The sequence below is a fragment of the Falsiroseomonas stagni DSM 19981 genome (assembly GCF_900114315.1).
GTDB classification, from domain to species: Bacteria; Pseudomonadota; Alphaproteobacteria; order Acetobacterales; family Acetobacteraceae; genus Falsiroseomonas; species Falsiroseomonas stagni.
This window is the reverse complement of sequence record NZ_FOSQ01000009.1, coordinates 176,333-202,407: the sequence shown is the minus strand read 5'-3', so window position 1 is coordinate 202,407 and position 26,075 is coordinate 176,333. Positions and strand designations below refer to the sequence as shown.

Here is a 26,075-nt window from a genome sequence, read left to right as displayed (position 1 = left end):
CCATGCAACGCCGCCTGCTGATCCCGGCCCTGGCGATCGCCTCGCCGCTGGCCTTCGCCGCGCCCGCCGCCGCGCAGGGCACGCTGAACCTCTACTGCTCCGTCCAGATCGAGTGGTGCCAGGCCATCGCGACCAACTTCACCCGCGACACCGGCATCCGCGTGAACATGACGCAGCGCGGGTCGGGCGAGAGCCTGGCCGCGATCCGCGCGGAATCGCAGAACCCCCGCGGCGATGTCTGGTTCGGCGGCACGGGCGACCCGCATCTGGCGGCGGCGGAGGAGAATCTCAGCCAGGCCTATGAGAGCGCGAACAATGCCGCGCTGCATCCCTGGGCGCTGACGCAGTGGAACCAGTCCGGCCGCCGCGCCATCGGCGTCTATGCCGGCGCGGTGGGATTCGGCTACAACAGCGAACTCCTCGCGCGCAAGAACATCGCGCCGCCGACCTGCTGGGCGGACCTCGTCGATCCGCGCTTCCGCGGCGAGATCCAGGTGGCGAACCCCAACTCCTCCGGCACCGCCTACGTCATCATCGCGACGCTGGTGCAGTTGATGGGGGAGGAGCAGGCCTTCGACTACATGCGCCGCCTGCATCCCAACGTGAACAGCTACGCCCGCAGCGGCACCGGCCCGATCAAGGCCGTGGCGCGCGGCGAGACGGGCGTGTCGCTGTCCTTCGTGCATGATGCGGTGACGGAGCGGAATGCGGGCTTCCCCGTGGCCTACAGCACCCCCTGCGAGGGTACGGGCTACGAGATCGGCTCGATGTCCATCATCCGCGGCGCGCGCAACCTGGCGCAGGCGCGGCGCTTCTACGACTGGGCGCTGACGGAACCCGCGCAGCGCCTGGGCTTCGAGGCCGGCGGCCAGTTGCAGCAGCCCTCCAACCGCGCGGCGCCCCTGCCGCCCAATGCGCCGGACCTCGGCCAGATCCGCCTCATCGAATATGATTTCGCGAAGTATGGCCGCGCCGCGGAGCGCCGGCGCCTGATCGAGCGCTGGGACCGCGAGGTCGGCTCCCTGCCGCGCTGAAGCCTGAACTCCTGCCCCACGGAACCCTGCCCATGACCTTCCGCCTGCTTGCCGTCACCGGCGCGGTGTTCGCGCTGTCCTCGCCCGCCATGGCGCAGGGCAGCCTGAACATGCTCTGCGCCCCCGCCGCCGATTGGTGCGAGGCGATCGCGGCGGGGTTCCAGCGGGATACCGGCATCCGCGTCGCGATGGCGCGGAAATCGGCCGGGGAGATCCTGGCGCAGATCCGGGCGGAGGCCGCGAACCCGCGCACCGACATCTGGTTCGGCGCCTCGGCGGAGACGCATATCTCCGCCGCCGAGGGCAACCTGTTGCAGCCCTACACCTCGCCCAACATGGCGGGGCTGCATCCCTGGGCGCAGCGCGTCCATGCGATGTCCGGCGAGCGCTGCGTCGGCGTTTCCTCCGGCGCGATCGGTATCGCGTGGAACCGGGAGCTGATGGCGCGGAAGAACCTGCCGCTGCCCGCGAGCTGGGCGGATCTGCTGAACCCCGCCTATCGCGGTGAGGTCCAGCTGCCCAACCCCAACTCCTCCGGCACCGCCTACACCATCATCGCGGGGCTGGTGCAGCTGTGGGATGAGGACCGCGCCTTCGACTACCTGCGGCGCCTCCATGCCAATGTGAACGCCTACACCCGCTCCGGCGCCGCGCCGATGCAGGCGGTGTCGCGGGGCGAGACGGCGCTCGCCGTCAGCTTCAACATGGAAGTCACCTCCATGCAGCAGGCGGGCTTCCCGATCGAGCTGGTCTTCCCGACGGAGGGCACGAGCTACGAGGTGGCCTGCATGTCCATCATCCGGGGCAGCCGCAACCTGGCGCAGGCGCGGCGCTTCTACGATTGGTACCTGACGCCGGCCGCGCAGAACATCGCGACGACGGTGAACCAGTTCCACACGCCGGCGCACCGCGATGCGGCGCCGGATGCCCGCATCGCCGACCTCTCCCGCGTCAACCTCATCAACTATGATTTCGCCGCCTTCGGCCAGGGTGACATGCGCCGCCGCATCCTGGCGCGCTGGGACCGCGAGATCGGGTCCCTGCCGCGATGAGGCGCGTTCTGGGCCTTTCCGCCATCGCGCTGCTGCCCGCATTGCCTGCGGCCGCGCAGGGGCAGCTCAACCTCTACTGCGCGGCCACCATCGAATGGTGCACGCCCATCGCACGCGGGTTCGAGCGTGAGACGGGCATCCGCGTCACGCTCAACCAGAAATCGACCGGGGAGATGCTGGCGCAGCTGCGCGCGGAAGCGCGCAACCCCCGCGGCGATGTCTGGTGGGGCGGCACGGGCGATCCGCATGTGGCGGCGGGCGAGGAAGGCCTGACGCTGCCCTATGAAAGCCCGCGCATCGCGGAACTGCATGACTGGGCGCAGGCGCAGTGGCGGCAGACGGAAGGCCGCACCGTCGGCGTCTATGCCAGCGTGCTCGGCTTCGGCTTCAACACGGAACTCATCGCGCGCCGCAACCTGCCGGCGCCGCGCTGCTGGGCGGACCTCGTCAACCCGATCTACCGGGGCGAGATCCAGATGGCGAACCCCAATTCCTCCGGCACCGCCTACATCGTCATCGCGACGCTGGTGCAGATGATGGGGGAGGAGCCGGCCTTCGATTACCTCAAGCGCCTGCATGGCAGCATCAACGCCTATCCCCGCAGCGGCACCGCGCCGATCACGGCGGTGGCGCGGGGGGAGACGGCGCTGTCCATCTCCTTCGTCCACAATGCGGCGGAGGAAGCGGCGGCGGGGTTCCCGGTGGGCCATGCCGTACCCTGCGAGGGCACGGGCTATGAGATCGGGTCCATGTCCATCATCCGCGGCGCCCGCAACCTGGCGAATGCGCAGCGCTTCTACCACTGGGCGCTGAGCGCCGAGGCGCAGATCACGGCGAGCAGCGAGGCGAAGAAGCTGCAGACCATGGCCAACCGTCGCGTGCCGCTGACCGATGGCGCGCCCAACATGGCGACGGCGCGTATCATCGACTACGACAATGCCCGCTTCGGGGCGAGCGCGGAGCGCCGCCGCCTGCTGGCGCGCTGGGACCGTGAAGTGGGCGCGCTGCCGCGATGAGGTTCACGGGATCGTCGCTGTTCTTCTGGCTGGTCGCCGCGATCGGCACGGCCATCGTGCCCTGGCACATGCAGCAGGACGGGCTGACCATCCCGGGGCTGATGGGCTTCGGGCAGGGGGATGCGGAAGCGTCCTCCGCCCTCTGGCAGGCCATGGCGCATGGGCGCTGGTGGTTCTGGCCGGTGGTGGCGCTGCTGGCGGTGGCGCTGCCGGGCGCGCTGCCGGCGGGCAGCAACCGCGCGCGATCCACCTTCCTGCTGTGGGGTGGCGGGCTCGGGCTCGCGGCGATCGTCGCGCAGGGGCTCGCGGTCGGTGTGCAGGGATGGTCCTTCCCCTGGCTTGAGGCGAGTTTCGGCGAACTCGGGGACCGGCAGTTCGGCTTCGGCCTCGGCGCCTCCATGGCCTTCGTGGGCTGCCTGGTGATGCTGACGGACGGGCTCGCGCTGCGCGGACTGTTCAAGGGGGATCGCTTCGTCGCGGGCTCCGTCGGCGTGCTGGTGTCCTCCATCATCATCTTCACCGCCTGGCCGGTGCTCACGATGATGAGCGAGATGTTCGCGCCCCGGCCCGACATGACGCTCGGTGCCTCGATGGCGGAGCGCCTGTTCGACAACAAGATCTGGGGCCTCGGCTGCGTTACCGGTCGCGTCAATTGCGGCGTCTTCTGGAACACACTGGTGCTGGCGACCAGCACGGCGACGGCGGCGACGATCCTCGGCCTTTGCTTCGCGCTGATCGTCACGCGCACGGCCTTCCCGGCCAAGCGGGCGATGCGGCTGCTGACGGTGCTGCCCATCATCACGCCGCCCTTCGTCATCGGCCTCGGCCTGATCCTGATCTTCGGGCGGTCGGGCGTGGTGAACCAGATCGTGCTGGCGGTCTTCGGCGTCGAACTCGGCCGCTGGATCTACGGCTTCGACGGCGTCTTCCTGGCGCAGGTCTTCTCCTTCACCCCCACCGCCTTCCTGGTGCTGATCGGCGTGGTGGAGGGCATCTCCCCCACCATGGAGGAAGCGTCGCAGACTTTGCGCGCTTCGAAGATGCGCACCTTCCGCGCGGTGACGCTGCCGCTGATGGTGCCGGGCCTCGCCAATGCCTGGCTGGTCGTCTTCGTCGAAAGCCTGGCGGATTTCGGCAATCCCATCGTGCTGGGCGGTTCCTATGGCGTGCTGTCCACGGAGATCTTCTTCGCCGTCGTCGGCGCGCAGCAGGATTTCGGCCGCGCGGCGGTGCTGGCGGCGATCATGCTGGTGGTGGGGCTGCTGGCCTTCATGCTGCAGCGCGCGGTGGTGGGGAAGCGGTCCTATGTCTCCGTGACCGGCAAGGGCGATGGCGGCTTGCAGCAGGTGCTGCCGCGGCCCGTGAAGATCGTGGCCTTCGCCATCGCCATTCCCTGGGCGCTGCTGACCATCACGGTCTACACCATGGCGATGGCCGGTGCCTTCGTCCGCGTCTGGGGGCGGGACTGGACCTTCACGCTCAGCCACTTCCAGCGTGCCTTCGCCATCGAATGGGCCGCCGATGGGCGGATGCTGTTCAGCGGCGGCGCCTGGCATTCGCTGGTGACGACGATCCAGCTGGCGGCCGTCGCGGCGCCCATCACGGCGGCCATCGGGTTGCTGGCGGCCTGGGTGCTGACGCGCCAGCGCTTCGCGGGCCGCACGGCGCTGGAATTCGCGCTGATGCTGACCTTCGCCGTGCCCGGCACGGTGATCGGCGTCGCCTATATCCTGACCTACAACATCCCGCCGCTGGAGATCACGGGCACCGCCTTCATCCTGGTGGCCTGCTTCGTGTTCCGGAACCTGCCCGTTGGCGTCCGGTCCGGCGTCGCGGCGATGAGCCAGTTGGACAAGTCGCTGGATGAGGCCGCGATCACCTTGCGCGCCTCCACCTTCCGGGCGCTCACCACCGTGGTGCTGCCGCTGCTGAAGCCGGCCATCGTCACCGCGCTGGTCTATTCCTTCGTCCGCGCGATGACGACCGTCTCCGCCGTCATCTTCCTCGTCTCCGCGGAATACGAGATGGCGACGGTCTTCATCATCAACCGCGTCATCAATGGCGATTACGGCCTGGCCATCGCGTACTGCGCCGTGCTGATCGTCCTGATGATGACGGTGATCGGCCTCATCAACCTCGTCGTCGGCCGCCGTCGCCTCGGCCGCCGTAGCGCCCAGCCTGCCGGAGCCGCCGCATGACCCTGCCCCTGAAGCTCAGCGGCGCGGAGGTGCGCCTCAACGGCATCGGCAAGCGCTACGGGCAGGTGACGGCGGTGAAGCCGCTCGACCTGGTGATCGAGGGGGGCACGCTGGTCACGCTGCTCGGCCCCTCGGGCTGCGGGAAGACCACGCTGCTGCGGATGATCGCGGGGCTGGAACAGGCGACCGACGGGCGGCTGTTCATCGGGGGCAAGGACGTGACCCTGCTGCCGGCGGGCGAACGCAACGTCTCCATGGTCTTCCAGTCCTATGCGCTGTTCCCGCACATGTCGGTGCTGGACAATGTCGCCTACGGCCTCGTCTCCTCCGGCTTCAAGAAGCGGGATGCGCATGCGAAGGCGGAATCGGCGCTGGAGACGGTGGGGCTGAAGGGCTTCGGCACCCGCCTGCCGTCGGAGATGTCGGGCGGCCAGCAGCAGCGCGTCGCGGTGGCGCGCGCCCTGGTGCTGGAGCCGGAGGTGCTGCTGTTCGACGAGCCCCTGTCCAACCTCGATGCCCGTCTTCGGCGTTCGATGCGGGAGGAGATCCGCGCGCTGCAGCAGCGCCTCGGCCTCACGGTCGTCTATGTGACGCATGACCAGGCGGAGGCGCTGGCCGTCTCCGACAAGATCGTCGTGATGCGGAACGCCGAGATCGCGCAGGCCGGCACGCCGGAGGAACTCTACACCCAGCCCGCCAGCGTCTTCGTCGCGACCTTCATGGGGGAGGCGAACCATGTGCGCGCGGCGGTGGAGAGCATCGATGGCCCGACCGCGACCGTGGTGCTGGGCGGCGAAAGGTTGGCGCTGCCGCATCGCGGGACGAAGCCCGGGCCGGTGGATCTGGTGATCCGGCCGGAAGCGATCCGCATCAGCGATTCAGGCCAGCTTTCGGCCAGGGTGTCGCGCGCGACCTATATGGGTTCGCACACCGAATACTACTTCTCCATCGCGGCCGGTGAGTTGTTCGCGGTGGGCGCGGATCGCCTCAAGCGCCGAGCGCCGGGCGAGCAGGTCATGCTGGCGCTGGACCCCGAGGGGGTGGTGCTGGTTCAGCCCTGAAGGCGGACTGACGCCGCCAGCAGCGCCCGCGTGTAGTCATGCGCGGGCGCGTCCAGCACCTGGTCGCGGGGGCCTTCCTCCACGATGCGGCCATGCTGCATGACCACGACGCGATCCGCGATCTCCTCCACCACGCCCAGATCATGCGTGACGAAGAGGCAGGCGAAGCCGCGCTTGCGCTGCTGGTCGCGCAGCAGCGCGATCACCTGCTGGCGGACGGTGGCGTCCAGCGCGCTCACGGCCTCATCCGCCACGACGAAGGCGGGGTTGCGGACCAGGGCGCGGGCGATGGCGACGCGCTGGCGCTGGCCGCCGGACAGCGCGTGCGGGAAGCGGTCGCCGAGGCCGGCCAGGCCCACTTCCGCCAGCATGGCCTCGGCGCGCGCCAGGCGGTCCGCGGGGGCCATGCCGGCGGGCAGGCGCAGCGGTTCGGCCACGATGTCCCGCACCCGCATCCGGGGGTCCAGCGATGAATAGGGGTCCTGGAAGACGATCTGGCAGGCCAGGCGGAAATCCAGCAGCGCCGGGCCTGACCGTGCTGTCACGTCCTGGCCGCCGAACAGCAGCGACCCGCCGCTGGCGGGCAGCAGGCGCAGCATGGCACGACCCAGCGTGGTCTTGCCGGAACCCGAACCGCCGACCAGGGCCACGACCTCTCCGGGATGGATCGAGAGCGACACGCTTTGCACGGCCGGCATCGGCGCCGCGCGGCGGAACCAGCCGCCGCGTCCGGGATAGGCCACCGACAGGCTGCGCGCCTCGATCAACGGCGGTGCCGGTGGGATGACGCGGGCGGGGCCGCGGCGGGGCAGGGCGGCGACCAGCGCCCGGGTGTAGGCGTGGCGGGGCGCGGCGAGCAGCGGCGCGGCGGGGCCTTCCTCCACCGCCTGGCCGGACTGCATGACCAGCGCGCGGTCCGCATGGCGCGAAACAAGGCCGAGGTCATGGGTGATGAGCAGGATCGAGCTGCCCTGTTCGCGCGCCAGTTCCTTCATTAGCGCCAGCACCTCCGCCTGGGTCAGCGTATCCAGGGCGGTGGTGGGTTCATCGGCGATCAGCAGCCGCGGCCGCAGCAGCATGACGGAGGCCAGCATGATGCGCTGGCGCATGCCGCCGGAGAATTCATGGGGATAGGCCAGCAGGCGGCGTTCCGGATCGGTGATGCCGACACGCTCCAGCATCGCGATGCAGGCGCGCTTGCGCGCGGCGGCGTCGAGCGTGGTGTGGAGTGCCAGGCCCTCAGCCATCTGCGCGCCGATGCGCTGGGCGGGGTTCAGCGACGTCATGGGTTCCTGGAACACCATGCCCATGCCGGGGCCGCGCAGCGCGCGCAGCGTCGCGGGCGGCAGCGCGGACAGGTCCTGGCCCGCCAAGGCGATGCGGCCGCCGGCATGGCGCAGGCCGGGTGGCAGCAGCCCGATCACGGCGCGGGCCGTGGCGCTCTTGCCCGATCCGCTTTCGCCGACCAGGGCCAGCGTCTCCCCTTCCGCGACGCTGAAGGACAGATCGCGCACGATGTCGCGCGCACCGGCGGCGATGCGAAGGCCCGCGACCTCCAGCAGGCTCATGCGCCGTCCCTCGGGTCCAGAAGGTCCCGCAGCGCATCGCCCAGCAGGTTCACGCCCAGCAGGCACATGGCGATCAGCGCGCCGGGGGCGATGGAGAGCAGCGGCGCCTCCGCCATGAAGGGGCGGGCGGAGGCCAGCATGTTGCCCCAGGTGGCGGCGGGTGGCGGCACGCCGAGGCCGAGGAAGGACAGCGCGCTTTCCGACAGGATCACCCAGCCGAACAACGATGTCGCCAGCACGATGACCGGTGCGGCGGTATGCGGCAGCACGTGGCGCAGCAGCGTGTAGCCCTCGGAATTGCCGAGCGCGCGCGATGCCTCCACGAATTCGCGTTCGCGGATCGACAGCACGCTGCCGCGCACGACGCGCGCGACGGTGGGGGCGTAGGCGAGGCCGAGGGCCAGCACGATGCCGCTTCGCGACGGGCCGATCACCGCCAGCAGGCCGAGCGCCAGCAGGATGCCAGGAAAGGCCAGCAGCGTGTCGTTCACCGCGCCCAGCACGCGGTCCACCCAGCCCCGCAGGAACCCGCTGGCGAGCCCGATGGCGATGCCGATGGCGAGTGCCACCAGCACCGTCGCCGCCGCGACGCCAAGGCTGGTGACGGCGCCCGCCATCAGCCGCGATGCGACGTCGCGCCCGAATTCATCGGTACCGAGCCAGTACTCGGCTGAGGGCGGGCGCAGGCGGCGGCGGAGATTGGTGCGGACGGGGTCATAGGGCGTCCAGGCCAGCGCCAGGACGGCGAGCGCCAGCACCGCCCCCATCAGCGTGCCGCCGATCACCAGGTTCAGCCGCAGCCGCTTCACGAAGCGGCCACTCGCGGATCGAAGACGGGGTAGAGCAGGTCCACCACCAAATTCACGCCGACATAGACCAGCGCGATGAACAGCATGACGCCCTGGATGACGGGATAGTCCCGCGCGAAGATCGCCTCCACCAGCAGGCGACCGAGGCCGGGCAGGGTGAACACCGTCTCGATCACCGCGATGCCGCCGAGCAGGTTGCCGAGCACCAGGCCCAGCAGCGTCAGCGTCGGCGCGAAGGCGTTGGGGAAGGCGTGGCGCAGCAGCACGCGGTGTTCCGGCACGCCCTTGGCGCGGGCATGGGCGATGTAGTCGAGGCGCAGGACCTCGATCGTCGAGGCGCGGGCCATGCGGATCAGCACGCCGATCTCGACCAGCGCCAGCGTCGCCACCGGCAGCGCGATGTAGCCCAGCGCGGCCCAGGCATCCTCCGCGAAGGTGACGTAGCCGACGACCGGCACCCAGCCGAGCTTGAGGCCGAAGACCAGCAGCAGGATGAGGCCGAGCCAGAAGGAGGGGATGGAGAGCAGCAGCGTGGCCAGCGATACCGCCGCGATGTCCCCCCAGCTTCCCTGCCGCCACGCCGCCAGCATGCCCGCCGGCACCGCGACCAGCGCCGCGATGGCGACGGCGGCCAGCACGATGGCGGCGGTGACACCGAAGCGGTCCAGGATCAGCGGCCCCACGGCCTCCCCGGATGTGATGGACAGGCCGAGATCACCGGCGGCGACCTGGGAGAGCCAGAGGCCGAACTGCACGGGCAGGCTGCGATCGAGGCCCATGGCGGCGCGGAGGTCCGCGACCGATTCCGGCGTGGCCGCATCGCCCAGGATGAGCAGCGCGGGGTCGCCGGGGATCAGGCGCATCAGGAAGAAGACGCTGGCGGCCACCAGCAGCAGCGTGGGGATGGCCGCCAGCAGGCGCTTCAGGACATACAGCGCCACGTCAGCGGGAAATCCGCACGCCCCAGGCACGCGGTGCGTCCACGGCCCATGAACGATAGCCCTGGACATGGCGCGGCGTAACGCCGTTGGTGGTGGAGGAATAGAGCGCGATGATCGGCACCTCCTCCAGCAGCCGCGCATGCATCGCCTCAAACGTCGCGCGGCGGCGGTTGGCGTCGGTCTCCGCCATGGTCTGGTCCAGCAGCGCCTGCACGGCGGGATTGTCCCAGGCCTTGCGGGGCTGCGTCGCCTTGGGGCCGGTGAACATCTCATAGGACAGGGACGGATCGAGCCGCGCGGAGAAGCCGAAGGCCATCATCTGGTAGTCGCCGCGGCTGTAGCGATCGAGTTGGGTTGCCCATTCCAGCACTTCCAGCTCGCTCTCGATGCCCGCCTCCTTCAGCATGTCCTGCACCACGACGGCGATCTCGTAGAAAGCCTCCCACCGGCGGGTGGTGATGATGCGGAGCTTCTGGCCGCGATAGCCGGCTTCCTGCGCCAGCCGCCGCGCCTGCGCCAGATCCCGCGCCGGCACGTCCAGCATCGCCGGCGTGTTGAAGCCGGAAGCCGGCGGGATGGGAGATCGGCTGGGGCGTGACCCGCCCTCGCTGACCGCGCGCACCAGTTCGGGCACGTCCAGCGCCAGCGCGATGGCGCGGCGCATCCGCACATCCTGCAGCAGCGGATCGCGCGTCTGCATCAGCACGGCCTGCAGATCCATCGACGGCGAGGAATGCACGGTGAAGCCGGGGCGCGCGCGCAGCTCCGGCAGGTCCCGCGACCGGGCGTCGGGCAGGATGTCGATATTGCCGGCCAGCAGCGCGGCGCGGGCGGCGGCCTCATCCGGGATGATGGTGAAGCGCACGCGCTCCACCAGCGGCGCCTTGTTGCCGACGAGGCCCGTGGGCTCCCCGGGCAGGGCCGCATAATCGGCGAAGCGCGTCAGCTCCACGAACTGCCCGCGGCGCCATTCGCCCAGGCGGAAGGGCCCGGTGCCGATGGGCGCGCGCCAGCTGCCATCGGCATTCAGACTGTCCCGGTGCCAGATGCCGGCCTGGCCGCAATCCGGGCGCGCGAGGATGGTCAGGAACAGCGCCGAGGGTTTCTCCAGCCGCATCGCCACGGTGCGGTCATCCGGCGTCTCCACCGCGACCAGTCGCGTCACCGCCGAATCGAGGTCCGCCCGGCAGCGCCAGTTCACCTCCCGCCGCATGTAGCGCTGCATGGCGAAGGCGACGTCGCCGGCGGTCAGGGGCTGGCCGTTGTGGAAGCGGATGCCGGCGCGCAGCGGGAAGGTGTAGGTAAGGCCGTCAGGCGAGACATCGACCCGCTCCGCCAGCATGGGCGCGACCGTGGCATCGTCCCTGAGTGCGACCAGGCCTTCCACGATGTGCCAGTGGATGCCGTCCGTATTGCCATCGCGGTTCACGCCGGGGTCGGTGGAGCGGATGTCGGCGTTCAGCCGGATGCGCAGCAGGTCCTGCGCGGCAACCGGGGAAGCCAGGGCGCAGGCAGTGGCCAGCGCTGCCAGGGCGGTGCGAAACTTCATCGATCAACCCTCTCCCAGCCGGTTTCGGTTCTTCATTTGCACGAAATACCAAAACGGCGTTAGGTTCAAGCGTGACGATGACAGCCCCGATCTCTCCCCTCCATCACGACCTGGCCCGCGCGGCCCGGCAGCTCTGGCTGGCGGAAGGCACACCGCCCGGCAGCCCGGTGGCGGAGGCGGTGCTCGCCAGCCGCCTGGCCGTATCCCGCACCCCGGTCCGGGCCGCGCTGCGGCTGCTGGAACAGGCCGGCATCACGCAGCGGCGCGGCCGGCTGATGGTGCTGGCCGATCCCGCGCGCGACCTGCCGGCGATGGAGGCGCGCGATCCGATCGATGCGCTGGTCAGCGCCATTGCCCGGGCGCGGGCGGAGGGCAGGCTGGCGGAGGTGGTGCGGGAAGCGGATTTGATGCGGGAATTCGCGCAGCCCCGCGGCCTTGTCTCCCGCGCTTTGGCGCGGCTGGCGACGCTGGGCGTGGTGGCGCGCAATCCGGCGCAGGGCTGGCATTTCGCGGCGACGCTGGCGGGGGAGGAGGAGCGCCGGCAGGCCATGCGCTTCCGCCTGGTGGTGGAGCCGGCGGCGCTGCGCCAGCCCGGCTATGCGCTGGACCCGGCCTTCGCCCGGGCGATGCGGGAGGCGCATGAGGCGGTGCTGGCGCGTCCCTGGCGGGATGTGGAGGCGGTGCGGCTGTTCGAGATGAATGCCGCCTTCCACCTCGGCCTGGCGCAGGGCAGCGGCAACCGCTTCTTCATCGATGCGGTGGAAGCGCAGAACCGGCTGCGCGCGCTGGTGAATGCGGATTGGCGCTTTGGCGACAACCGCGCGCATGACAGCTGCCGTGAGCACCTTGCGGTACTGGATGCGCTGGAAGCTGGCGACTACGAGCGCGCCGCGCTTCTGCTGGAAGACCATCTGCGCTGCGCGGGGCCATGAGGCAACGCTCCCTCTGGCAGGAGACCGCGACGCCGGCCGTGTCCCTGCGGCCGCTGGAGGGCGCGGCTGAGGCGGAGGTCGCGATCATCGGCGCCGGCTATACGGGGCTGTCCACCGCGCTGGCCCTGGCCGAGCGTGGCGTGGCGGTGACGGTGCTGGAGGCGGAGGCACCCGGCGCCGGCGCATCGGGCGCCAATGGCGGCCAGGTGATCCCGGGCCTGAAGCACTTCGTGCCGGACCTCGTGAAGGATTTCGGTGATGCGCTCGGCCGGCGGCTGCATCAGGCGGGCGCCCTGGACACGGATGCCTTGTTCGCGCTGATCGACCGGCTCGGCATCGACTGCGACGCGACGCGCGCGGGCTGGCTGCAGGTGGCGGACAACCCCGTGGCGCTGGAGGAATGCCGGCAGCGATGCCGCGCCTGGGCCGAATGGGGCGCGCCGGTGCGGATGCTGGGGCCAGCGGAGGTGCGCGCCATCACCGGCGCGGCCGGCTACCTCGGCGGCTGGATCGACGAACGGGGCGGCAGCGTGCAGCCGCTGTCCCTGGCGCGGGGCCTGGCGCGGGCGGCGATGGCGGCGGGGGCGCGGGTGCATGCGCCATCGCGCGTCACCGCCATCCGCCCCGATGGCGCGGGGTGGCGGCTGGAGACGGCGACGGGCGCGCTGCGGGCGCGGCGCGTGCTGCTGGCGACGAATGCGGCGCCGGGCAGGCTGTGGCCGGGGCTTTCGCATACCATCATGGCCGTCTGGTCCTTCCAGACCGCGACGCAGCCCGGCGCCGGCGTGCTGCCGGGCGGGCAGGTGGTCTCCGATACGCGCCGCGTGCTGCGCTACTGGCGGCGGGATGCGGCGGGGCGGCTGGTGGTCGGCGGCAAGGGCAGGCTGCGCGCGCCGCGCGGCCCCGGCGACTTCACCGTGCCGGAACGCATGCGGGCGCGCCTCTATCCCGCGCTGCCCGACCAGCCGCCGGCCTTCTGGTGGGGCGGGCGCGTGGGCATCACGCCGGATCGCCTGCCGCGGCTGTTCCGCCTGGCGGAGGGCGTCTTCGCCGTCATGCAGGACAACGGCAAGGGGGTCGCCTGGTGCACCGCCGCCGGCCCCGCCCTGGCCGATCTGATGGCGGGTGCGGCCCCCGAAGACCTGGCGCTGCCGCCCGTCACGCCGCTCCGCCCCATTCCGCTGCATCCCTTCCGCAGCGTCTATGCCGCCGCCGGATCGCTGTATTTCCGGGCGCGGGATGCGCTGGATCGCGCGAGGCCCGCATGAACCACCTGCCGAACACGCCACCCCTGGAGGACGGCGTCTGGCTGCCCTTCACCGCCATGCGCGGGTTTCTCGAAGCGCCGATGATCTTCGAGCGCGCGGAGGGCATGCACTACATCACCCCCGATGGCCGACGCGTGCTGGACATGATGGCGGGGCTCTGGTGCGTGAATGCGGGGCACGCCCATCCTCGCATCACGGCGGCGATCCGGGAGGCCGCGGGGAGGCTCGACTTCGTCTCCTCCTTCCGCATGTCGCATCCCGGCGCCTTCGCCTTCGCGCGGCGCCTGCTGGATGCGGTGCCCGGCATGGCGCGGGCTTTCTTCAGCAATTCGGGGTCGGAGGCCGTGGACACCGCGCTGAAGATCGCGCGCGGCTACCACCGCGCCCGCGGCGATGCGGCGCGGACGAAATTCATCGGGCGGGCGAAATCCTATCACGGCGTCGGCTTCGGCGGCCTCAGCGTCGGCGGCATCGCGCGGCACAAGCGGGATTTCGGTCCGCTGCTGGCGGATGTCTTCCACATGCCGCTCCCGCATGACCCCGCGCAGCGATTCCTGCGGGACCGCCCTGCGGCGGGCGACCACTGGCTGGCGGGGCTGGACGACATCCTGGCCGTCCAGGATCCCTCGACGGTCGCCGCCATCATCGTGGAGCCGGTGACGGGATCGGGCGGCGTCTACCCGCCGCCGATTGGCTATCTGGAGGCGCTGCGCGCGCGCTGCGACAAGCACGGCATCCTGCTGATCTTCGATGAGGTCATCACGGGGTTCGGGCGGCTCGGCGCCTGCACGGCGGCGGAGGCGCTGGGCGTCTGGCCGGATATCATGACCCTGGCGAAGGGGCTGACCAATGGCGCGGTGCCGATGGGTGCCACGCTGGTGAACAGCCGGGTCTTCGACGCCTATATGCAAGGCCCAGCCGGCGCGCCGGAACTCATGCATGGCTACACCTATTCCGCCCATCCGCTCGCCTGCGCGGCGGGGATGGCGGCGCTGGATGCCTACCAGCTTGAGGGGATGTTCGAGGCCTCCGCCGCCATCGCGAAGCCCTTCGCGGCGGCGCTGCTGGGCTTGCAGGGCGCCCCGCATGTGATCGATGTGCGCCATTGCGGCCTGCTGGCGGCGGTGGAGCTGGAACCGCGCCCCGCTGCGCCTGGCGTGCGGGGGGCGGCGGTGGCGGATGCCTGCTTCGCCGATGGCGTGCTGGTCCGCGCAGCCGGCGACACGATGGTGCTGTCCCCGCCGCTGGTGGTGACGGCGGCGCAGGTGGCGCAGACCGTGGACGCGATGGCGCGGGCGCTGCGCGCCATCGCGTAGCGCGGGCTACTCCGCCGCCTTCGCCAGCCCCTGCGGCTTCAGCGTGTAGGTCGTGAAGCGGCGGTTCAGCGCGGGCAGCGGCGCGATCTCCATATGCCCCTCCGCCGGCTTCATCAGGATCATCGCGACGGTGGCGGAGAGGTTGCCGCCGAGGCTCATCCGCGGCGGGCGGCAGACGGCCCAGGGCGATTGCCAATCGTCGAAGAAGGCGGCGCGCAGATCCTCCAGCGTGATCGCGCCTACCTTCGCGCGCAGCGCCGCCAGCACGCGCTGGTCGCGATAGACGCTGTCCGGCGTGGTCTGGATGCCGGTGTCCTTCAGCTTGGACAGCGCGATGGGCGACTGCCAGTGATTCGCATGCACCAGCATTCCGTCGACGGGGTGCAGCAGGAAACTCTCATCCGGCGCGCATTCGATATCCAGCGCCCAGCCGGAGGCGTGGGAGAGCATCACGTTGTTGGAGGCCGATTTCGGCGTGGCGTAGATCGCGCGCACCGCCAGCGCCACCTGCTCCTGCTCCAGCACCTTCCGCCGCAGCAGGGAAAGCGGGACGCCTTCCGTCCGGTAGTCGCGATCGGATTCCAGGTAGTTGGCGGTGATGGCAATGCCGGCGGCATTCAGCCCGGCGCGGGACAGGCCGCCCGCTTCCACGAAGGTCAGGATGTCCGGCCCGTCATCCCGCCGGATGCGCAGCACCACGCCGGTTTCCGCGCATTCGCTCTTCCAGTCCCAGTTCTGGCCATGCAGCAGCGTGCCATCGGCCGTCGCCTGCGGCGTCACGATCGCGCCGGTGCAGCCATCCGGCTCCGCCTCCGGCAGTCCGCGCTTCGCGAGTTGCAGGATCTCCGTCCGGCAGTTCAGCAGCATCACATCCTCGAACGCCACATCGGCGCCGCGGGCGATGCCGCGCATCTCCGCGACATAGGCGGGGTCGAAGGCCTCCACCCGGCTGACGAAGGCGCGGGCCAGGCGGTGGATGCGCGCGGCATCCAGCCCGCCGCCGCTGAGCTGCGCATGATAATGGCCGATGCTGCGCCGGATGCGGACAGCCGCCTGGCGGCCATAGGAATCGCCCCGCGCCTCCGGCCCGCCAGATAACTCGTAGAGGGGAAAGGGGGCGGTCGCGTCCATGGGTTCTTCCTGCGCACGAAGTACCGGGCATCTTGCGCGTCCTGGTCCCCACGGCAAGCGGGGAAGGCCCTGGCTGTCGGAAGGCGCTGGCTGAGCATCGCGCCATCGCGGCGATGGGCAAGCGTGGAATCTCCTTTTTTCCTACGTGTTCGATATTGATTCATCGTGTTGAATAGTGAATTTCCTCATGCGGCGGCATGGCCGCGTGGTTCATGAGGGAGATTTCCGATGCATCGACAGGCCCTGACCCGACGCGCCGCGATGCTCGCCTGCTGCGCGCCGCTGCTGGCGCGGCCAGCGCTGGCCACGCCTGGCTGGCGGCCGACGCAGGCGGTGAAGCTCATCGTCTCCGCCGCGCCCGGCGGCACGCAGGACATCCACGCCCGCGCCGCGGCGCCGGTGCTGTCGGAACGCATCGGCCAGGCGGTGGTGGTGGAGAACAACGGCACGGCCAGTGGCCGCGGCGCCGGCGCCATCGTCGCCCGGGCGGCACCGGATGGGCACACGCTGCTGGTGGCCTCCGGCGACGGCCTCGTGCTGAGTGACATCCTGTTCGGGCGCCAGCAGGGGCTGCTGCGACCACGCCTCGCGCCCGTCACGCTCACCATTGGCGCGTCGCAGCTGCTGGTGACGCATCCCGGCAGCGGTATCCGCGGCGTGGCGGACTACGTCGCGGAGGCGCGGCGCCGGCGCGGCGCGCTGACGCTCGGCGTGCCCGGCCATGGCGGCATCGCCCATGTGATCAGCGAGATGCTGAACCGCCAGCTTGGCGGGGTGGAGGTGGTGCACGTGCCCTATCGCGGCGGCGGCCCGGCCACGCTGGACCTGATGGCCGGGCAGCTCGATGCGATGATCATCACCCTGCCGGCGGTGACGGCGCATGTGCGGGCGGGGCGGCTGGTGCCGCTCGCCGTCTCCACCGCCGCGCGCGACCCGGCGATGCCGGAGGTGCCGACGCTGGCGGAGACGGTGGCCCCCGGCTTCGACGTTCCGAGCACCCAGGGCATCCTGCTGCCCGCGGCCACGCCCGCGCCGATCATCGAGGCCTGGCACGAGGCCTGGCGCGCCGCGCTGTTCGACCCGGCGGTGAACCGGCGGCTGAGCGAGCTCGGCTTCATCGTCACCGCCTCCACCCCCGCCGAATTCCTCGCCTCCATCACCGACAGCGAACGCCGCTTCGCCGCGGCGATCGAGGCTGCCGGCATCCGCGCCGAAACCGTCTGAGCACAGGACAGAACGCCATGACCACCCGTCGCACCCTGCTGGCCGCCGCCGCGTCCCTGCTGCCGCTGCCCGCCCTCGCCCAGGGCTCCACCCGCCCGATCCGCGCCATCGTGCCCTTCCCGCCCGGGGGCGGGGTGGATGCCTTCGCGCGCGCCTTCGTGCCGGCCTTCGCGGCGCAGATCGGGCAGGGCGTCGTCATCGAGAATATCGGCGGCGCCTCGTCGCGCCTCGGCACCCAGGCGGTGCTGCGCGCGGCCCCGGATGGGCACACCCTGCTCATCACCAATGACACGCTGGCGGCGATCGAGGCGCTGCCCGTGGCAGGCAGCGGGCCATTCATCCCGGGGCTCGCGCCCGTGCTGCTGGGGGCTTCGGCGCCGCAGGCGCTGGTGACGCATCCGCGGTCCGGCATTCCCGATGCGGCGGCCTATGCGGCGCGGCTGCGGGCGGGGCGGCCGACCAATATCGGCGTGCCGGGGCTCGGCTCCTCCCAGCATTTCGCCAGCGAATTGCTGGCGCAGGCGCTGGGCGGGCGGCCGGAGCACATCTCCTACCGCGGCGGTGGGCCGCTGCTGATCGACCTGCTGGGCGGCACCATCGATGGCGGGGTGGTCACGCTGGGCGCGGCCATCGACCAGATCCGCGACGGGCGCCTGGTGGCGCTGGGCGTATCCGGCCTTCATCGCAGCCCGGCGCTGCCCGATGTGCCGACCTTCGCCGAAAGCGTGGCGCCGGGCTTCGAGGCCGAGACCTGGATGGGCGTGCTGGCGCCGCGCGCCACGCCGGCCCCGGTGCTGGCCGCGCTCCACGCCGCGTCGCTGGCCGCGCTGCGCGATGCCAGCGTGGCGCAACGGCTTGGCGCCCTGGGCTTCGACACGCCTGGCCATGGGCCGGACCGCTTCGGCCCGATCCTGCGCGACACCGCCGCGCGCTTCGCCGCCGTGGCCGGCGCGGTGGGCCTGCGCGCGTGCGAGGCGTGACGCGCACCGCCGCGCCGCCCTAGAACCACTCCTCCATCGGGGGGAGGGGCGGCATGCCACAGCGGCGGTTCAGGGCGGTGTTCATGCGCGGCGGCACCTCCCGCGCCATCATGTTCCGCCGGCAGGATCTGCCGGCGGATCGCGCGGCATGGGACCCGATCTTCCTCGCCGCCATCGGGTCGCCGGACCCGGAGGCGCGGCAGCTGGATGGCATGGGCGGCGGAGTTTCCTCGCTCAGCAAGGTCTGCATCGTCGGCCCGCCGACGCGCCCCGATGCGGATGTGGACTACACCTTCGGCCAGGTGGCGGTGAAGGACGCGCTGGTCGATTACGGCGGCAGCTGCGGCAACATGTCCTCCGCCATCGGCCCCTTCGCGCTGGACGAGGGCATGCTGCCGCACGCGCCCAAGGACGGCCCCGTCGAGGTCCGCATCCACGACACCAATGCCGGCCGCATCATCCGCGCGCGGTTCGAGGCGCGGGACGGCGAGGCGATGGTGGATGGCGATTTCGTGCTGGATGGCGTCGCCGGCAGCGGCGCGCCCGTGCGGCTCGATTTCCTCGACCCCGGCGGCGCCCGCACCGGCGCGCTGCTGCCGAGCGGCCGCGTGCTGGACCGGCTGGACGTGCCGGGCGTCGGGGCGGTGGAGGCCACGATGGTCGATGCCGCCAGCCCCTGCGTCTTCGTCGCGGCGGCGGCGATGGGGCGGCAAGGCGTGGACACGGCGCAGGCGCTGGATGGGGAGGGGGCGCTGCTGGAGAAGCTGGACGCCATCCGCCGCCACGCCGCCGTGGCGATGGGCGTCGCGACGGACGCCGAGGCCGCCCGCGCCCGGCCGAGCCTGCCGCGGATCGCGATGCTGTGGGCGCCGGTGGAGGCCAGGCTGGCCAGTGGCCGCGTTCTCTCCGCGTCGGAGGTCGATCTGCACATCCGCATCATCTCCATGGGCCAGCCGCACCGGGCGGTGACGGCGACCGGCGCGCTGTGCCTGGCGGTGGCGTGCCGCATCCCGGGCAGCCTGCCGGTGCGGCTGCTGGGGCCGGCCGATCCCGGCGCGCCGATCCGCATCGGCCATGCCTCCGGCATCGCGGTGGTGGATGCCGCGGTGCAGGGCGATGCGGGCGCGAAGGGCGGCTTCCATTGCGAGCACGCGACCCTGTTCCGTACCCAGCGCCGGCTGTTCGAGGGTTCGGTGCTGGTCCGGGGCTAGCAGGCTTCGGAAGAACGGGACGGGTCGGCTGGACGGCGCCTTTCCGCGCAGGGTGCGTCGGCCGCTCGCCCCTCCTCAGCCGCCCGTTCTTCCGCAGCCAGCCAGGCGTCTGTCGCGCCGTGGTTGTTGCTGGTAGCGTCGCTTCGCCTGTAGGGGGAGGGGCGGCGGCATGGAAGGCAGCACCACGACGCGGCCCGCGGCCGATCCGCCGCCGCGGCTCTGGCGGGGCGATATCGCGGGGGTGCTGGCGCTGGCCCTGCTGGGCTTCGCCAATCTGGCGGCCTTCTACGGGCTGGAGCCCTGGCTGCGCGGCAAGGGGCTGGATGCGGCGCAGGCCGGGGGCACCATCGCGGCCTTCACGCTGGTGGCGCTGGTGCTGATGCCCTCCGTCGCGGCGCGGGTTTCCGTGGCCAGCGCGGGATGGTGCACGGTGGCGGGCTTCGCCGTCACGCTGCTGGTCCTGCCGCTCTATCTGGTGGCGGATGGCCTCCTCGCCTTCGTGGGCCTGCGGCTGCTGCATGGCTTCGGCTTCGTCCTGACGCTGGTCGGCATCACCACGCGCTTCGTGGCCCTGGTGCCGCCGCAGCGGGCCGGGGAGGCCTACAGCCTCTTCTCGGTGGCGGATCTGCTGCCCTTCGCCCTGCTGCCGCCGCTGCTGGAACTGACCCTGCCATCCTTCGGCGGCGATGCGGGCAACCAGTATGCGGCCATGGCGCTGCTGCAGGCGCCCGCGCTGCTGCTGGCCGTGGTGCTGGCACGCCGTGTGGCGCCGCCGTCTTCCGATGTCGCGGGCGCGCCGGGCGGGAAGGCGGGCTGGCGCGGCGGGCCGGTGCTGGCGCTGCTGCTCATCAACACCGCCGCCTTCATCGCCCATGCCGTGCTGTTCAGCATGGCCAAGGGGCGTGCCCTGGAACTGGGCGGGGAAGCGCTGGTCGGCCTGTTCTTCGCGCTCCAGACCGGCACCATCATGGTGCTGCGCCTGTCGGCCGGGAAGCTGTTCGACCGGCTGGACCAGCGGCGCGCCTCCGCCTTCGGCGCCGCGGTGGTGACGCTGGCGCTGGTGCTGCTGGCGCTGCCGATCGGGGGCACGGCGATGGGCGCCTGGGTGCTGGTGCCGGTGGCGCTGCTGCTGGGCATCGGGTTCGGCGCCTGCCTGCCGCTGCTGAACGCGCTGATGCACCGCCATTCGCCGCCGGCGCAGCGTGGGGCCAACATCAATTTGATGATGCTGACCCTGCAGGTGGGCTACCTGTTCGGCCCGCTGCTGGCCGGGTTGGTGGTGAACTGGGCCGGCTACCCCGCCGCCTTCGTGCTGGCGGCAGTGCTGCTGGCGCCGGCCGTGCCGATGCTGCTGCGGCTGCCGCGCTGAACGGGCGCTTGCACAGTGGGGTTCAGCCCGCTTGCGCGGGGCGGCCCGGATCGGCCAATCAGGCGTGGCGTGCCTGCTTTCGACAAAACGGGAAATCACCATGTCCATCCTCCACCCCGCCCAGACCGTGCCGGCGCCGCAGCGGCTTCTGCACCAGGGCATCGTGCTGCTGGTCGGCGTCGCCCTCATGACGCTGGCCGCCAAGACGCAGATCCCCTTCTGGCCCGTGCCGATGACGTTGCAGACCATGGCGGTGCTGGGCTTCGCCATCCTCGCCGGGCCGCGCCTGGCCACCGCCATCATGGCGGCCTATCTGATGGCCGGCGCCACCGGGCTGCCGGTCTTCGCGGGATCGCCGGAACGGGGCGTCGGCCTGCTCTACATGGCGGGGCCGACGGGCGGTTACCTCGCGGGCTTCCTGGTGGCCTCCTGGCTCACCGGCACGCTGGCGGAAGGGCGCGGGCTGGCGGGCCGCTGCCTGGCGCTGCTGGCAGGCGTGGTCGCGATCTACGGCCTCGGCGTCGCCTGGCTGGCCTTCTTCGTGCCGGCGGACAAGCTGCTGGCCATCGGCGTCCTGCCCTTCCTGCTGGGCGAGGCGACGAAGGTCGGCATCGTCATCGCCGCTTCCGCGCTGTTCCAGCGGCGCGGCTGATCCAGGTCTGGCGGGGGGCGCCTCAGCCCTCCGCCAGCACCTCCTCCAGCGCCGTCGCGAAGGCCGCCATGGCGGCGGCGGGGCCGAGGCTGACGCGCAGCCAGCCGGGATAGCGGAAGCTGGTCATCGCCCGCGCCATGACGCCGCGCCCCATCAGCCGCCGATGCGCCACCGTGTCGCTGACCGGCAGGCGCAGCATGCAGAAATTCCCCACATCGCCGATCATGGTCAGGCCAAGCCGCGCGGCCAGTTCCGCGACGCCGGCGCGGGCTTCGCGCATATGGGCGCGCGTCGCCGCCACATGCGCCTCGTCCCACACCGCCGCGCGCGCGGCCTCCATCGCCAGCAGGTTCACGCTGTAGCTGATGGAGGTCTTCTTCACCGTCGCGGCGACATCGGGGCTCGCCGCCATCCAGCCGATGCGCAAGCCCGCCAGGCCCCACATCTTGGAAAAGGTGCGGAAGACGATGAGGTTGGGGTGGCGCTGCATCAGCGCGAAGCTGTCGGGGAAGGCGGGGTCTTCGGCGAATTCGGCATAGGCTTCGTCCGCCACCACGATGGCGCGGCCATCCACCGCGTCCATGAAGGCGTCCAGTTCGTCATGCGTCCACCAGGTGCCGGTGGGGTTGTTGGGATTGCAGACGAAGACCACGCGCGTGCGGTCGTCGATCGCCTCCAGCATCGCCGCCGCGTCGAAGGCGTAGTCGCGCAGCGGCACCAGCTTCGGCTCGACGCCGGAAAAGCTCGCCAGCCATTCATAGACGGCGAAGGTGCGGTCGGCCGTGACGATGTTGTCGCCGGGCTCGCAGAAGGCCTTGATGACGAAGGCGATGACCTCGTTCGCGCCATTGCCCAGGATCAGCTGCTCCGGGTCGATGTCGAACTGCCGGCCGAGCGCGCGGCGGAGGTGCCAGCCATCCCCCTGCGGATAGAGCGCGGCGTGTTCGGGCTTCCAGGCCGCCATCATCGCGCGCGCGGCTTCGGGCGGGCCGAGCGGGTTCTCGTTGTTGTTCAGCCGGTGCAGCTGCGGCACGCCGAAGCGCCGGCAGAGCACGTCATCCGGCGGGCTCGGCACATAGGCCTCGAAGGCCCGGACATGCGCCGGGACCAGACGATCCAGCGCGAAGTCCTTCATTCCGCGGCGGCCAGCAGCAGAAGGTCGCCGGCGGCATCGGGGATCAGCGCGGCGGGCGCCAGCCCCGCCTGCACCAGCCCCTCCGCGAAGGCGGCCTGGTCCGGCTTGCCGAGGTCGAGCAGCGCGCGGATCTCGGAGAAGCCCTGGTCGCGGAACAGCGCGACGTTGCCGGCCGCGACCTCCGCCGCATCGCCGGCCGCGATCAGGGACCGCAGCGTGACACGGCCGCGGGCGCGATCCGTCTCGGCGGCCATGGCGGCGCCGGTGGCGCGCTTGGGGCGGGCCGGCTCCTCGATGTCCCGGCCGAGGGCCAGGCGGCGGGTGGTGGCCGTCACCCAATCCTTCAGCACGGCGGGCACCCAGGAAATGCCGCCCGGATCTTCCTCCAGCGCCCGGAACAGGACGGGCCAGGTGGCGCCATCCGCACTTGGCAGGTGGCCCACCGTCTCGAACCCCGCGCGGGGCATGTCGGGGGAGGGTTCCAGCACCACCAGGCCCTGGATCTTCTTCCGCACCAGCCCGGCCAGCGCCGCATCCAGCAACGCCCCCGCCACCGCCGCGCGAGCCTCGCCTTCCGGCAGCAGCAGGGCAGGGCCGGCCAGTTCCATCAGCCGGCGGCCGAAGGGGTGCCAGAACAGCCCGCCCACGGGCCGCCGCCTTGCATCCAGCGCGACGCGGGCGAAAAGGTCCCCCTGCGCCCGCTGGTCCAGCACGCGGGGTGCGGTGCGGAAGGCCGGGCCGCCGAGCTCCGCGGCCTCCGCCCATTGCACCAGCAGCGCCAGCGTCGCGTCATCCGGGTCCGCGGCCGGGCCGCTGATCGGGCCGAGCCCCGCCGGCGCCGCATCCGGCGTCATCGCGGGATAGGCGCGGCCGACATCGAAGGACAGGCGGAGCCCGCCACGGTCCAGCGGTTCCGTCGTCAGCCGGTCCGCGAGTCGCGCGGCCAGATAGAGGCCGATTTCCTCCCCCTCCTCGATATCGCCGCGGCGTGACTGGTCGAGCCCCGCGAGGTCGAGGTCGGAGGCGGTGAAATCGACGGAGAGCCGCATGCTGTGCCGGCGGTCCGCCAGCGCCAGGCCGACCAGACCGGCATTGGCGGGCGCGGCGCCCAGCACCTCCTCCGCGATCAGGGCCAGGCGGTTGGCCAGCCGTTCCTCCGCCCCGCCCGCGATGGCGCAGTCCCGGACGAAACCGGCGCCGATGCCGGCATGGCGCGGTCCTGGCGGCAGTTGCGCGCGCGGGTCGAGCGTCACGGCCGCATCCCGCGGGGCAGGAACAGGGGGCGCTGGTTCATGCGGGTATCCTCACGGGATGGCGGCGCGGGCGAGGCTACAACAAATCCCCGCGGGCGGCAGGCACCCCGGGGTTGTGACGCCACAGCGTGCGGTTGTGCCGCGCGGCCGCTGGTCAAGGGTGTTGCAATTCGTGTGTTGCGATGCAGCACGAATGGGTCATACCTCTGACCCAAGACCTTAGGTTGCCTCGATGCCCGAACTCCTCGTCGTCCAGACCCGCGAATACCGCCTGCACCGCATGGAGGTGTTCGACCGCGGCAAGGCGGGCTTCACCGTGCTGATCCATCCGCCGGCCAATCGCGGCCAGACGCGGGAGATGGTGCGCGAGCATCCCGGAGAGACGCTGGGCGAAATGCTGAACCGCGCCAAGGCGGAGATCGACGCGGTGATGGGTCCGAAGCGCCCGCCGCCGGCACGCGGCTATAGAAGCTGAAGATCGCTGTGATGCCGAGCGCCGCGTTGCGCCACCCCTGAGCGACCGCTAGCGTTCTCCGCGACGGCGCGGAGACGGTGATGGACGGTTCGGTGGCGCTGGCGGCGCCCGATGCGGTAACGGTCGAGATCATCAAGGGCGCGCTGCGATCCGCCCAGGCGGAATGCGAGGCGCTTCTCGAACGCACCGCCATGTCGCCCGTGATCCGGGAGAAGCAGGACTACTTCATCGGCTTCTACGGCGCCGATGGCAGCCTGGTGACGGGCACCAAGCTGCCGCTGTTCGGCGACGTGATGCGCCCGATCCTGGACCGCTTCCCGGCCGAGGATATCAGGCCCGGCGACATCTTCTGGTACAATGACTGCTACATCTCGAAGGGCGGCGTATCGCATACGTCGGACCAGGTCTTCGCCACGCCGGTCTTCGTCGGCGGCGAATTGGTGGCCTTCGCGCAATCCTGGGCGCATTTCCGGGATATCGGCGGCGCCTGGCCGGGGTCCAACACGCCCGGCACGGAAAGCGTCTTCCAGGAAGGCATCATGGTGCCGCCCGTCAGGCTGTACCGCGAAGGCGTGCTGAACACCGACCTGTTCGAGGTCTTCGTCCGCAATTCCCGCTTCCCGCAGCACGCCCGCGGCGATACACGCGCGCTGACGGCCGCCGTGCGGCTCGGCGAGAAGCGGCTGGCCGAACTGTTCTCGCGCTTCGGCACCGGCGTGCTGCTCGGCGCCATCGCGGCGATGCGGGAGCAATCCGCGCGGCTGTTCCGCCGCCGCCTCTCGGAGGTCTTTCCCGCCGGCGGCAACTGGAAATTCGCCGATCGCGTGGATGGCGACGGCAAGGGCGGCGGCCCCTTCACCGTCCGCTTCGGGCTGACGGCGCGGGAGGACGGCTTCACGCTGGATACGCGCGACTCCGACGCGCAGGCGAAGGGGCCCATCAACTTCCTGATGAACCCGACCGTGCCCAATACGGTGTTCGGTCTGTATCTCCTCGCCAACGAGCCCGACGTCATGATGAATGACGGGCTGCTGCGCACGATCGATGAGGTGCTAGTCAAATCCGGCACCATCGTGCAGCCGGCCTTCCCCGCGCCGCTCGGCCAGCGGTCCAACACGCTGGCGCGCGTGATATCGGGCTGCCTCGGCCTGCTGGCGCAGGCGACCGATGGCAACAGCCCCGCTGCGAGCTCGATCTACACCATCTACACGCTGACGGGGCGCCAGCCCTCCGACGGGTCGCTGTTCTACAAATCGGGCGGGCATGGCACGGGGCAGGGGGCGCGACCCTTCGCCGATGGGCTCGATGTCATCTACTACGTCGCGCAGCAGAACTACCCGATCGAATTCCTCGAGACCGATATGCCGGTGCGCATCCGCACCTACGCCATCCGCCCCGACAGTGGCGGGCCGGGGCGCTGGCGCGGGGGATGCGGGATGATCCGGGAGATGGAGATCCTGGTGGATGGCGCGACGCTCAACACCCGCATGGACAATGTGGAGAACCCGCCCTGGGGCGTGAAGGGCGGCCAGGCCGGGCGGCCCGGGCGCTTCATCATCAATCCCGGCCGCGCCGATGAACGCGAAGTCGCCAGGCTGGCACAGGGGATTCCGGTGCAGCGCGGCGAAGTGGTGCGCATGGAAAGCACCGGCGGCGGCGGCTGGGGCCACCCCTTCGACCGCGAAGCCTGGCGCGTGCGGCAGGATGTGCTGGGCGGCTTCGTGACGGCGGATGCCGCGCGCGCGGATTACGGCGTGGTGCTGCGCGACACGCCGGACCGGGAGGTGGATGAGGAGGCGACGGCCGCCCTCCGCGCCGATCGTCCGGCGGCGGAGGGGATGTTCCACCGCGGCGGCGTCTATCGTGACGCTGATGCCTGGTGGGACGCGATGGCGAGCTGA

At 71.3% G+C, this 26,075-nt stretch carries 22 protein-coding genes; 15 read left to right on the top strand and 7 right to left on the bottom strand.

The features are described 5' to 3' along the window. The first annotated feature begins 2 nt into the window (after positions 1–2). From BM041_RS21050 to BM041_RS21030, 5 genes are read left to right on the top strand one after another with little or no spacing between them, the layout of a single operon-like run. Positions 3–1,034, top strand: a complete 1,032-nt coding sequence (locus tag BM041_RS21050) for an ABC transporter substrate-binding protein (RefSeq protein WP_092961863.1) — start codon at positions 3–5, stop codon at positions 1,032–1,034. 32 nt (positions 1,035–1,066) lie between these two features. Beyond that, on the top strand, positions 1,067–2,086 hold the full coding sequence (locus BM041_RS21045; RefSeq protein ID WP_092961862.1) for an ABC transporter substrate-binding protein: 1,020 nt from the start codon (positions 1,067–1,069) through the stop codon (positions 2,084–2,086). Further along, positions 2,083–3,102 carry an ABC transporter substrate-binding protein gene (locus tag BM041_RS21040; RefSeq protein WP_092961861.1) on the top strand — a complete coding sequence of 340 codons (1,020 nt, stop codon included), beginning with the start codon at positions 2,083–2,085 and terminating at the stop codon, positions 3,100–3,102. The genes BM041_RS21045 and BM041_RS21040 overlap by 4 nt, the downstream gene beginning before the upstream one ends. Beyond that, a complete protein-coding gene (locus tag BM041_RS21035; RefSeq protein WP_092961860.1) occupies positions 3,099–5,300 on the top strand; it encodes an ABC transporter permease in 2,202 nt (733 codons plus the stop codon). Before BM041_RS21040 ends, BM041_RS21035 begins: the two co-directional genes overlap by 4 nt. Beyond that, on the top strand, positions 5,297–6,361 hold the full coding sequence (locus BM041_RS21030) for an ABC transporter ATP-binding protein (protein ID WP_092961859.1): 1,065 nt from the start codon (positions 5,297–5,299) through the stop codon (positions 6,359–6,361). The genes BM041_RS21035 and BM041_RS21030 overlap by 4 nt, the downstream gene beginning before the upstream one ends. On the opposite strand, the gene BM041_RS21025 is transcribed toward BM041_RS21030, so the two are convergent. From BM041_RS21025 to BM041_RS21010, 4 genes are read right to left on the bottom strand one after another with little or no spacing between them, the layout of a single operon-like run. Then, positions 6,352–7,929, bottom strand: coding sequence for an ABC transporter ATP-binding protein (locus BM041_RS21025; protein WP_092961858.1), 1,578 nt, complete (start codon positions 7,927–7,929; stop codon positions 6,352–6,354). The genes BM041_RS21030 and BM041_RS21025 overlap by 10 nt on opposite strands. Further along, the gene (locus BM041_RS21020) at positions 7,926–8,738 is read right to left on the bottom strand and encodes an ABC transporter permease (RefSeq protein ID WP_342713811.1); all 813 of its coding nucleotides are present in this window, start codon (positions 8,736–8,738) and stop codon (positions 7,926–7,928) included. Before BM041_RS21020 ends, BM041_RS21025 begins: the two co-directional genes overlap by 4 nt. Beyond that, positions 8,735–9,679, bottom strand: coding sequence for an ABC transporter permease (locus BM041_RS21015; RefSeq protein WP_217648790.1), 945 nt, complete (start codon positions 9,677–9,679; stop codon positions 8,735–8,737). The genes BM041_RS21020 and BM041_RS21015 overlap by 4 nt, the downstream gene beginning before the upstream one ends. Position 9,680: 1 nt before the next feature. Beyond that, positions 9,681–11,228, bottom strand: coding sequence for an ABC transporter substrate-binding protein (locus BM041_RS21010; protein WP_092961856.1), 1,548 nt, complete (start codon positions 11,226–11,228; stop codon positions 9,681–9,683). Between the two features lie 77 nt (positions 11,229–11,305). On the opposite strand from BM041_RS21010, the gene BM041_RS21005 reads away from it, so the two are divergent. Genes BM041_RS21005 through BM041_RS20995 form a run of 3 tightly spaced genes read left to right on the top strand, consistent with a single transcriptional unit; the run spans position 11,306 to position 14,744 of the window. After that, the gene (locus tag BM041_RS21005) at positions 11,306–12,160 is read left to right on the top strand and encodes a GntR family transcriptional regulator (protein WP_092961855.1); all 855 of its coding nucleotides are present in this window, start codon (positions 11,306–11,308) and stop codon (positions 12,158–12,160) included. Then, positions 12,157–13,428 carry an NAD(P)/FAD-dependent oxidoreductase gene (locus BM041_RS21000; protein WP_092961854.1) on the top strand — a complete coding sequence of 424 codons (1,272 nt, stop codon included), beginning with the start codon at positions 12,157–12,159 and terminating at the stop codon, positions 13,426–13,428. Before BM041_RS21005 ends, BM041_RS21000 begins: the two co-directional genes overlap by 4 nt. Further along, positions 13,425–14,744, top strand: coding sequence for an aminotransferase class III-fold pyridoxal phosphate-dependent enzyme (locus tag BM041_RS20995; protein WP_092961853.1), 1,320 nt, complete (start codon positions 13,425–13,427; stop codon positions 14,742–14,744). Before BM041_RS21000 ends, BM041_RS20995 begins: the two co-directional genes overlap by 4 nt. 6 nt (positions 14,745–14,750) lie before the next feature. Here BM041_RS20995 and BM041_RS20990 read toward each other — a convergent pair whose 3' ends face one another. Continuing rightward, entirely contained in the window at positions 14,751–15,875 is a 1,125-nt protein-coding gene (locus tag BM041_RS20990) for a C45 family autoproteolytic acyltransferase/hydolase (protein WP_092961852.1), read from the bottom strand. Positions 15,876–16,103: 228 nt separating this feature from the next. Between BM041_RS20990 and BM041_RS20985 the strand changes: the two genes are divergently transcribed. The 5 genes from BM041_RS20985 to BM041_RS20965 all read left to right on the top strand — a co-directional run bounded on the left by BM041_RS20985 (position 16,104) and on the right by BM041_RS20965 (position 21,311). Next, positions 16,104–17,099, top strand: coding sequence for a Bug family tripartite tricarboxylate transporter substrate binding protein (locus tag BM041_RS20985; RefSeq protein WP_092961851.1), 996 nt, complete (start codon positions 16,104–16,106; stop codon positions 17,097–17,099). 17 nt (positions 17,100–17,116) lie between these two features. Then, positions 17,117–18,079, top strand: coding sequence for a tripartite tricarboxylate transporter substrate binding protein (locus BM041_RS20980; RefSeq protein WP_092961850.1), 963 nt, complete (start codon positions 17,117–17,119; stop codon positions 18,077–18,079). 53 nt (positions 18,080–18,132) lie between these two features. Beyond that, the gene (locus BM041_RS20975) at positions 18,133–19,290 is read left to right on the top strand and encodes a 2-methylaconitate cis-trans isomerase PrpF family protein (protein WP_092961849.1); all 1,158 of its coding nucleotides are present in this window, start codon (positions 18,133–18,135) and stop codon (positions 19,288–19,290) included. A gap of 169 nt (positions 19,291–19,459) precedes the next feature. Continuing rightward, complete coding sequence (locus BM041_RS20970) at positions 19,460–20,659, top strand: MFS transporter (protein ID WP_092961848.1); 1,200 nt, start codon at positions 19,460–19,462, stop codon at positions 20,657–20,659. Between the two features lie 100 nt (positions 20,660–20,759). Continuing rightward, positions 20,760–21,311 (top strand): biotin transporter BioY, encoded by a 552-nt coding sequence (locus BM041_RS20965; RefSeq protein WP_092961847.1) that lies wholly within the window; start codon positions 20,760–20,762, stop codon positions 21,309–21,311. 22 nt (positions 21,312–21,333) lie between these two features. Here the strand turns inward: BM041_RS20965 and hisC are convergent, their stop codons facing one another. After that, positions 21,334–22,446, bottom strand: a complete 1,113-nt coding sequence (gene hisC, locus BM041_RS20960; RefSeq protein ID WP_092961846.1) for a histidinol-phosphate transaminase — start codon at positions 22,444–22,446, stop codon at positions 21,334–21,336. After that, positions 22,443–23,699, bottom strand: a complete 1,257-nt coding sequence (locus BM041_RS20955; protein WP_092961845.1) for a hypothetical protein — start codon at positions 23,697–23,699, stop codon at positions 22,443–22,445. The genes hisC and BM041_RS20955 overlap by 4 nt, the downstream gene beginning before the upstream one ends. 232 nt (positions 23,700–23,931) lie before the next feature. Between BM041_RS20955 and BM041_RS20950 the strand changes: the two genes are divergently transcribed. Both BM041_RS20950 and BM041_RS20945 read left to right on the top strand, forming a co-directional pair. After that, the gene (locus BM041_RS20950; protein ID WP_092961844.1) at positions 23,932–24,174 is read left to right on the top strand and encodes a hypothetical protein; all 243 of its coding nucleotides are present in this window, start codon (positions 23,932–23,934) and stop codon (positions 24,172–24,174) included. A gap of 80 nt (positions 24,175–24,254) precedes the next feature. After that, complete coding sequence (locus BM041_RS20945) at positions 24,255–26,075, top strand: hydantoinase B/oxoprolinase family protein (RefSeq protein ID WP_092961843.1); 1,821 nt, start codon at positions 24,255–24,257, stop codon at positions 26,073–26,075.

Bases quoted from the DNA above. Each gene is read 5' to 3' on its own strand.
- hisC (WP_092961846.1), bottom strand. From the start codon at position 22,446: ATGAAGGACTTCGCGCTGGATCGTCTGGTCCCGGCGCATGTCCGGGCC.
- BM041_RS21000 (WP_092961854.1), top strand. From the start codon at position 12,157: ATGAGGCAACGCTCCCTCTGGCAGGAGACCGCGACGCCGGCCGTGTCC.
- BM041_RS21025 (WP_092961858.1), bottom strand. From the start codon at position 7,929: ATGAGCCTGCTGGAGGTCGCGGGCCTTCGCATCGCCGCCGGTGCGCGC.
- BM041_RS21005 (WP_092961855.1), top strand. From the start codon at position 11,306: ATGACAGCCCCGATCTCTCCCCTCCATCACGACCTGGCCCGCGCGGCC.
- BM041_RS20950 (WP_092961844.1), top strand. From the start codon at position 23,932: ATGCCCGAACTCCTCGTCGTCCAGACCCGCGAATACCGCCTGCACCGC.
- BM041_RS21010 (WP_092961856.1), bottom strand. From the start codon at position 11,228: ATGAAGTTTCGCACCGCCCTGGCAGCGCTGGCCACTGCCTGCGCCCTG.
- BM041_RS21035 (WP_092961860.1), top strand. From the start codon at position 3,099: ATGAGGTTCACGGGATCGTCGCTGTTCTTCTGGCTGGTCGCCGCGATC.
- BM041_RS20980 (WP_092961850.1), top strand. From the start codon at position 17,117: ATGACCACCCGTCGCACCCTGCTGGCCGCCGCCGCGTCCCTGCTGCCG.
- BM041_RS21030 (WP_092961859.1), top strand. From the start codon at position 5,297: ATGACCCTGCCCCTGAAGCTCAGCGGCGCGGAGGTGCGCCTCAACGGC.
- BM041_RS20945 (WP_092961843.1), top strand. From the start codon at position 24,255: ATGGACGGTTCGGTGGCGCTGGCGGCGCCCGATGCGGTAACGGTCGAG.
- BM041_RS21045 (WP_092961862.1), top strand. From the start codon at position 1,067: ATGACCTTCCGCCTGCTTGCCGTCACCGGCGCGGTGTTCGCGCTGTCC.
- BM041_RS20965 (WP_092961847.1), top strand. From the start codon at position 20,760: ATGTCCATCCTCCACCCCGCCCAGACCGTGCCGGCGCCGCAGCGGCTT.
- BM041_RS20975 (WP_092961849.1), top strand. From the start codon at position 18,133: ATGCCACAGCGGCGGTTCAGGGCGGTGTTCATGCGCGGCGGCACCTCC.
- BM041_RS20990 (WP_092961852.1), bottom strand. From the start codon at position 15,875: ATGGACGCGACCGCCCCCTTTCCCCTCTACGAGTTATCTGGCGGGCCG.
- BM041_RS21050 (WP_092961863.1), top strand. From the start codon at position 3: ATGCAACGCCGCCTGCTGATCCCGGCCCTGGCGATCGCCTCGCCGCTG.
- BM041_RS20995 (WP_092961853.1), top strand. From the start codon at position 13,425: ATGAACCACCTGCCGAACACGCCACCCCTGGAGGACGGCGTCTGGCTG.
- BM041_RS21040 (WP_092961861.1), top strand. From the start codon at position 2,083: ATGAGGCGCGTTCTGGGCCTTTCCGCCATCGCGCTGCTGCCCGCATTG.
- BM041_RS20970 (WP_092961848.1), top strand. From the start codon at position 19,460: ATGGAAGGCAGCACCACGACGCGGCCCGCGGCCGATCCGCCGCCGCGG.
- BM041_RS20985 (WP_092961851.1), top strand. From the start codon at position 16,104: ATGCATCGACAGGCCCTGACCCGACGCGCCGCGATGCTCGCCTGCTGC.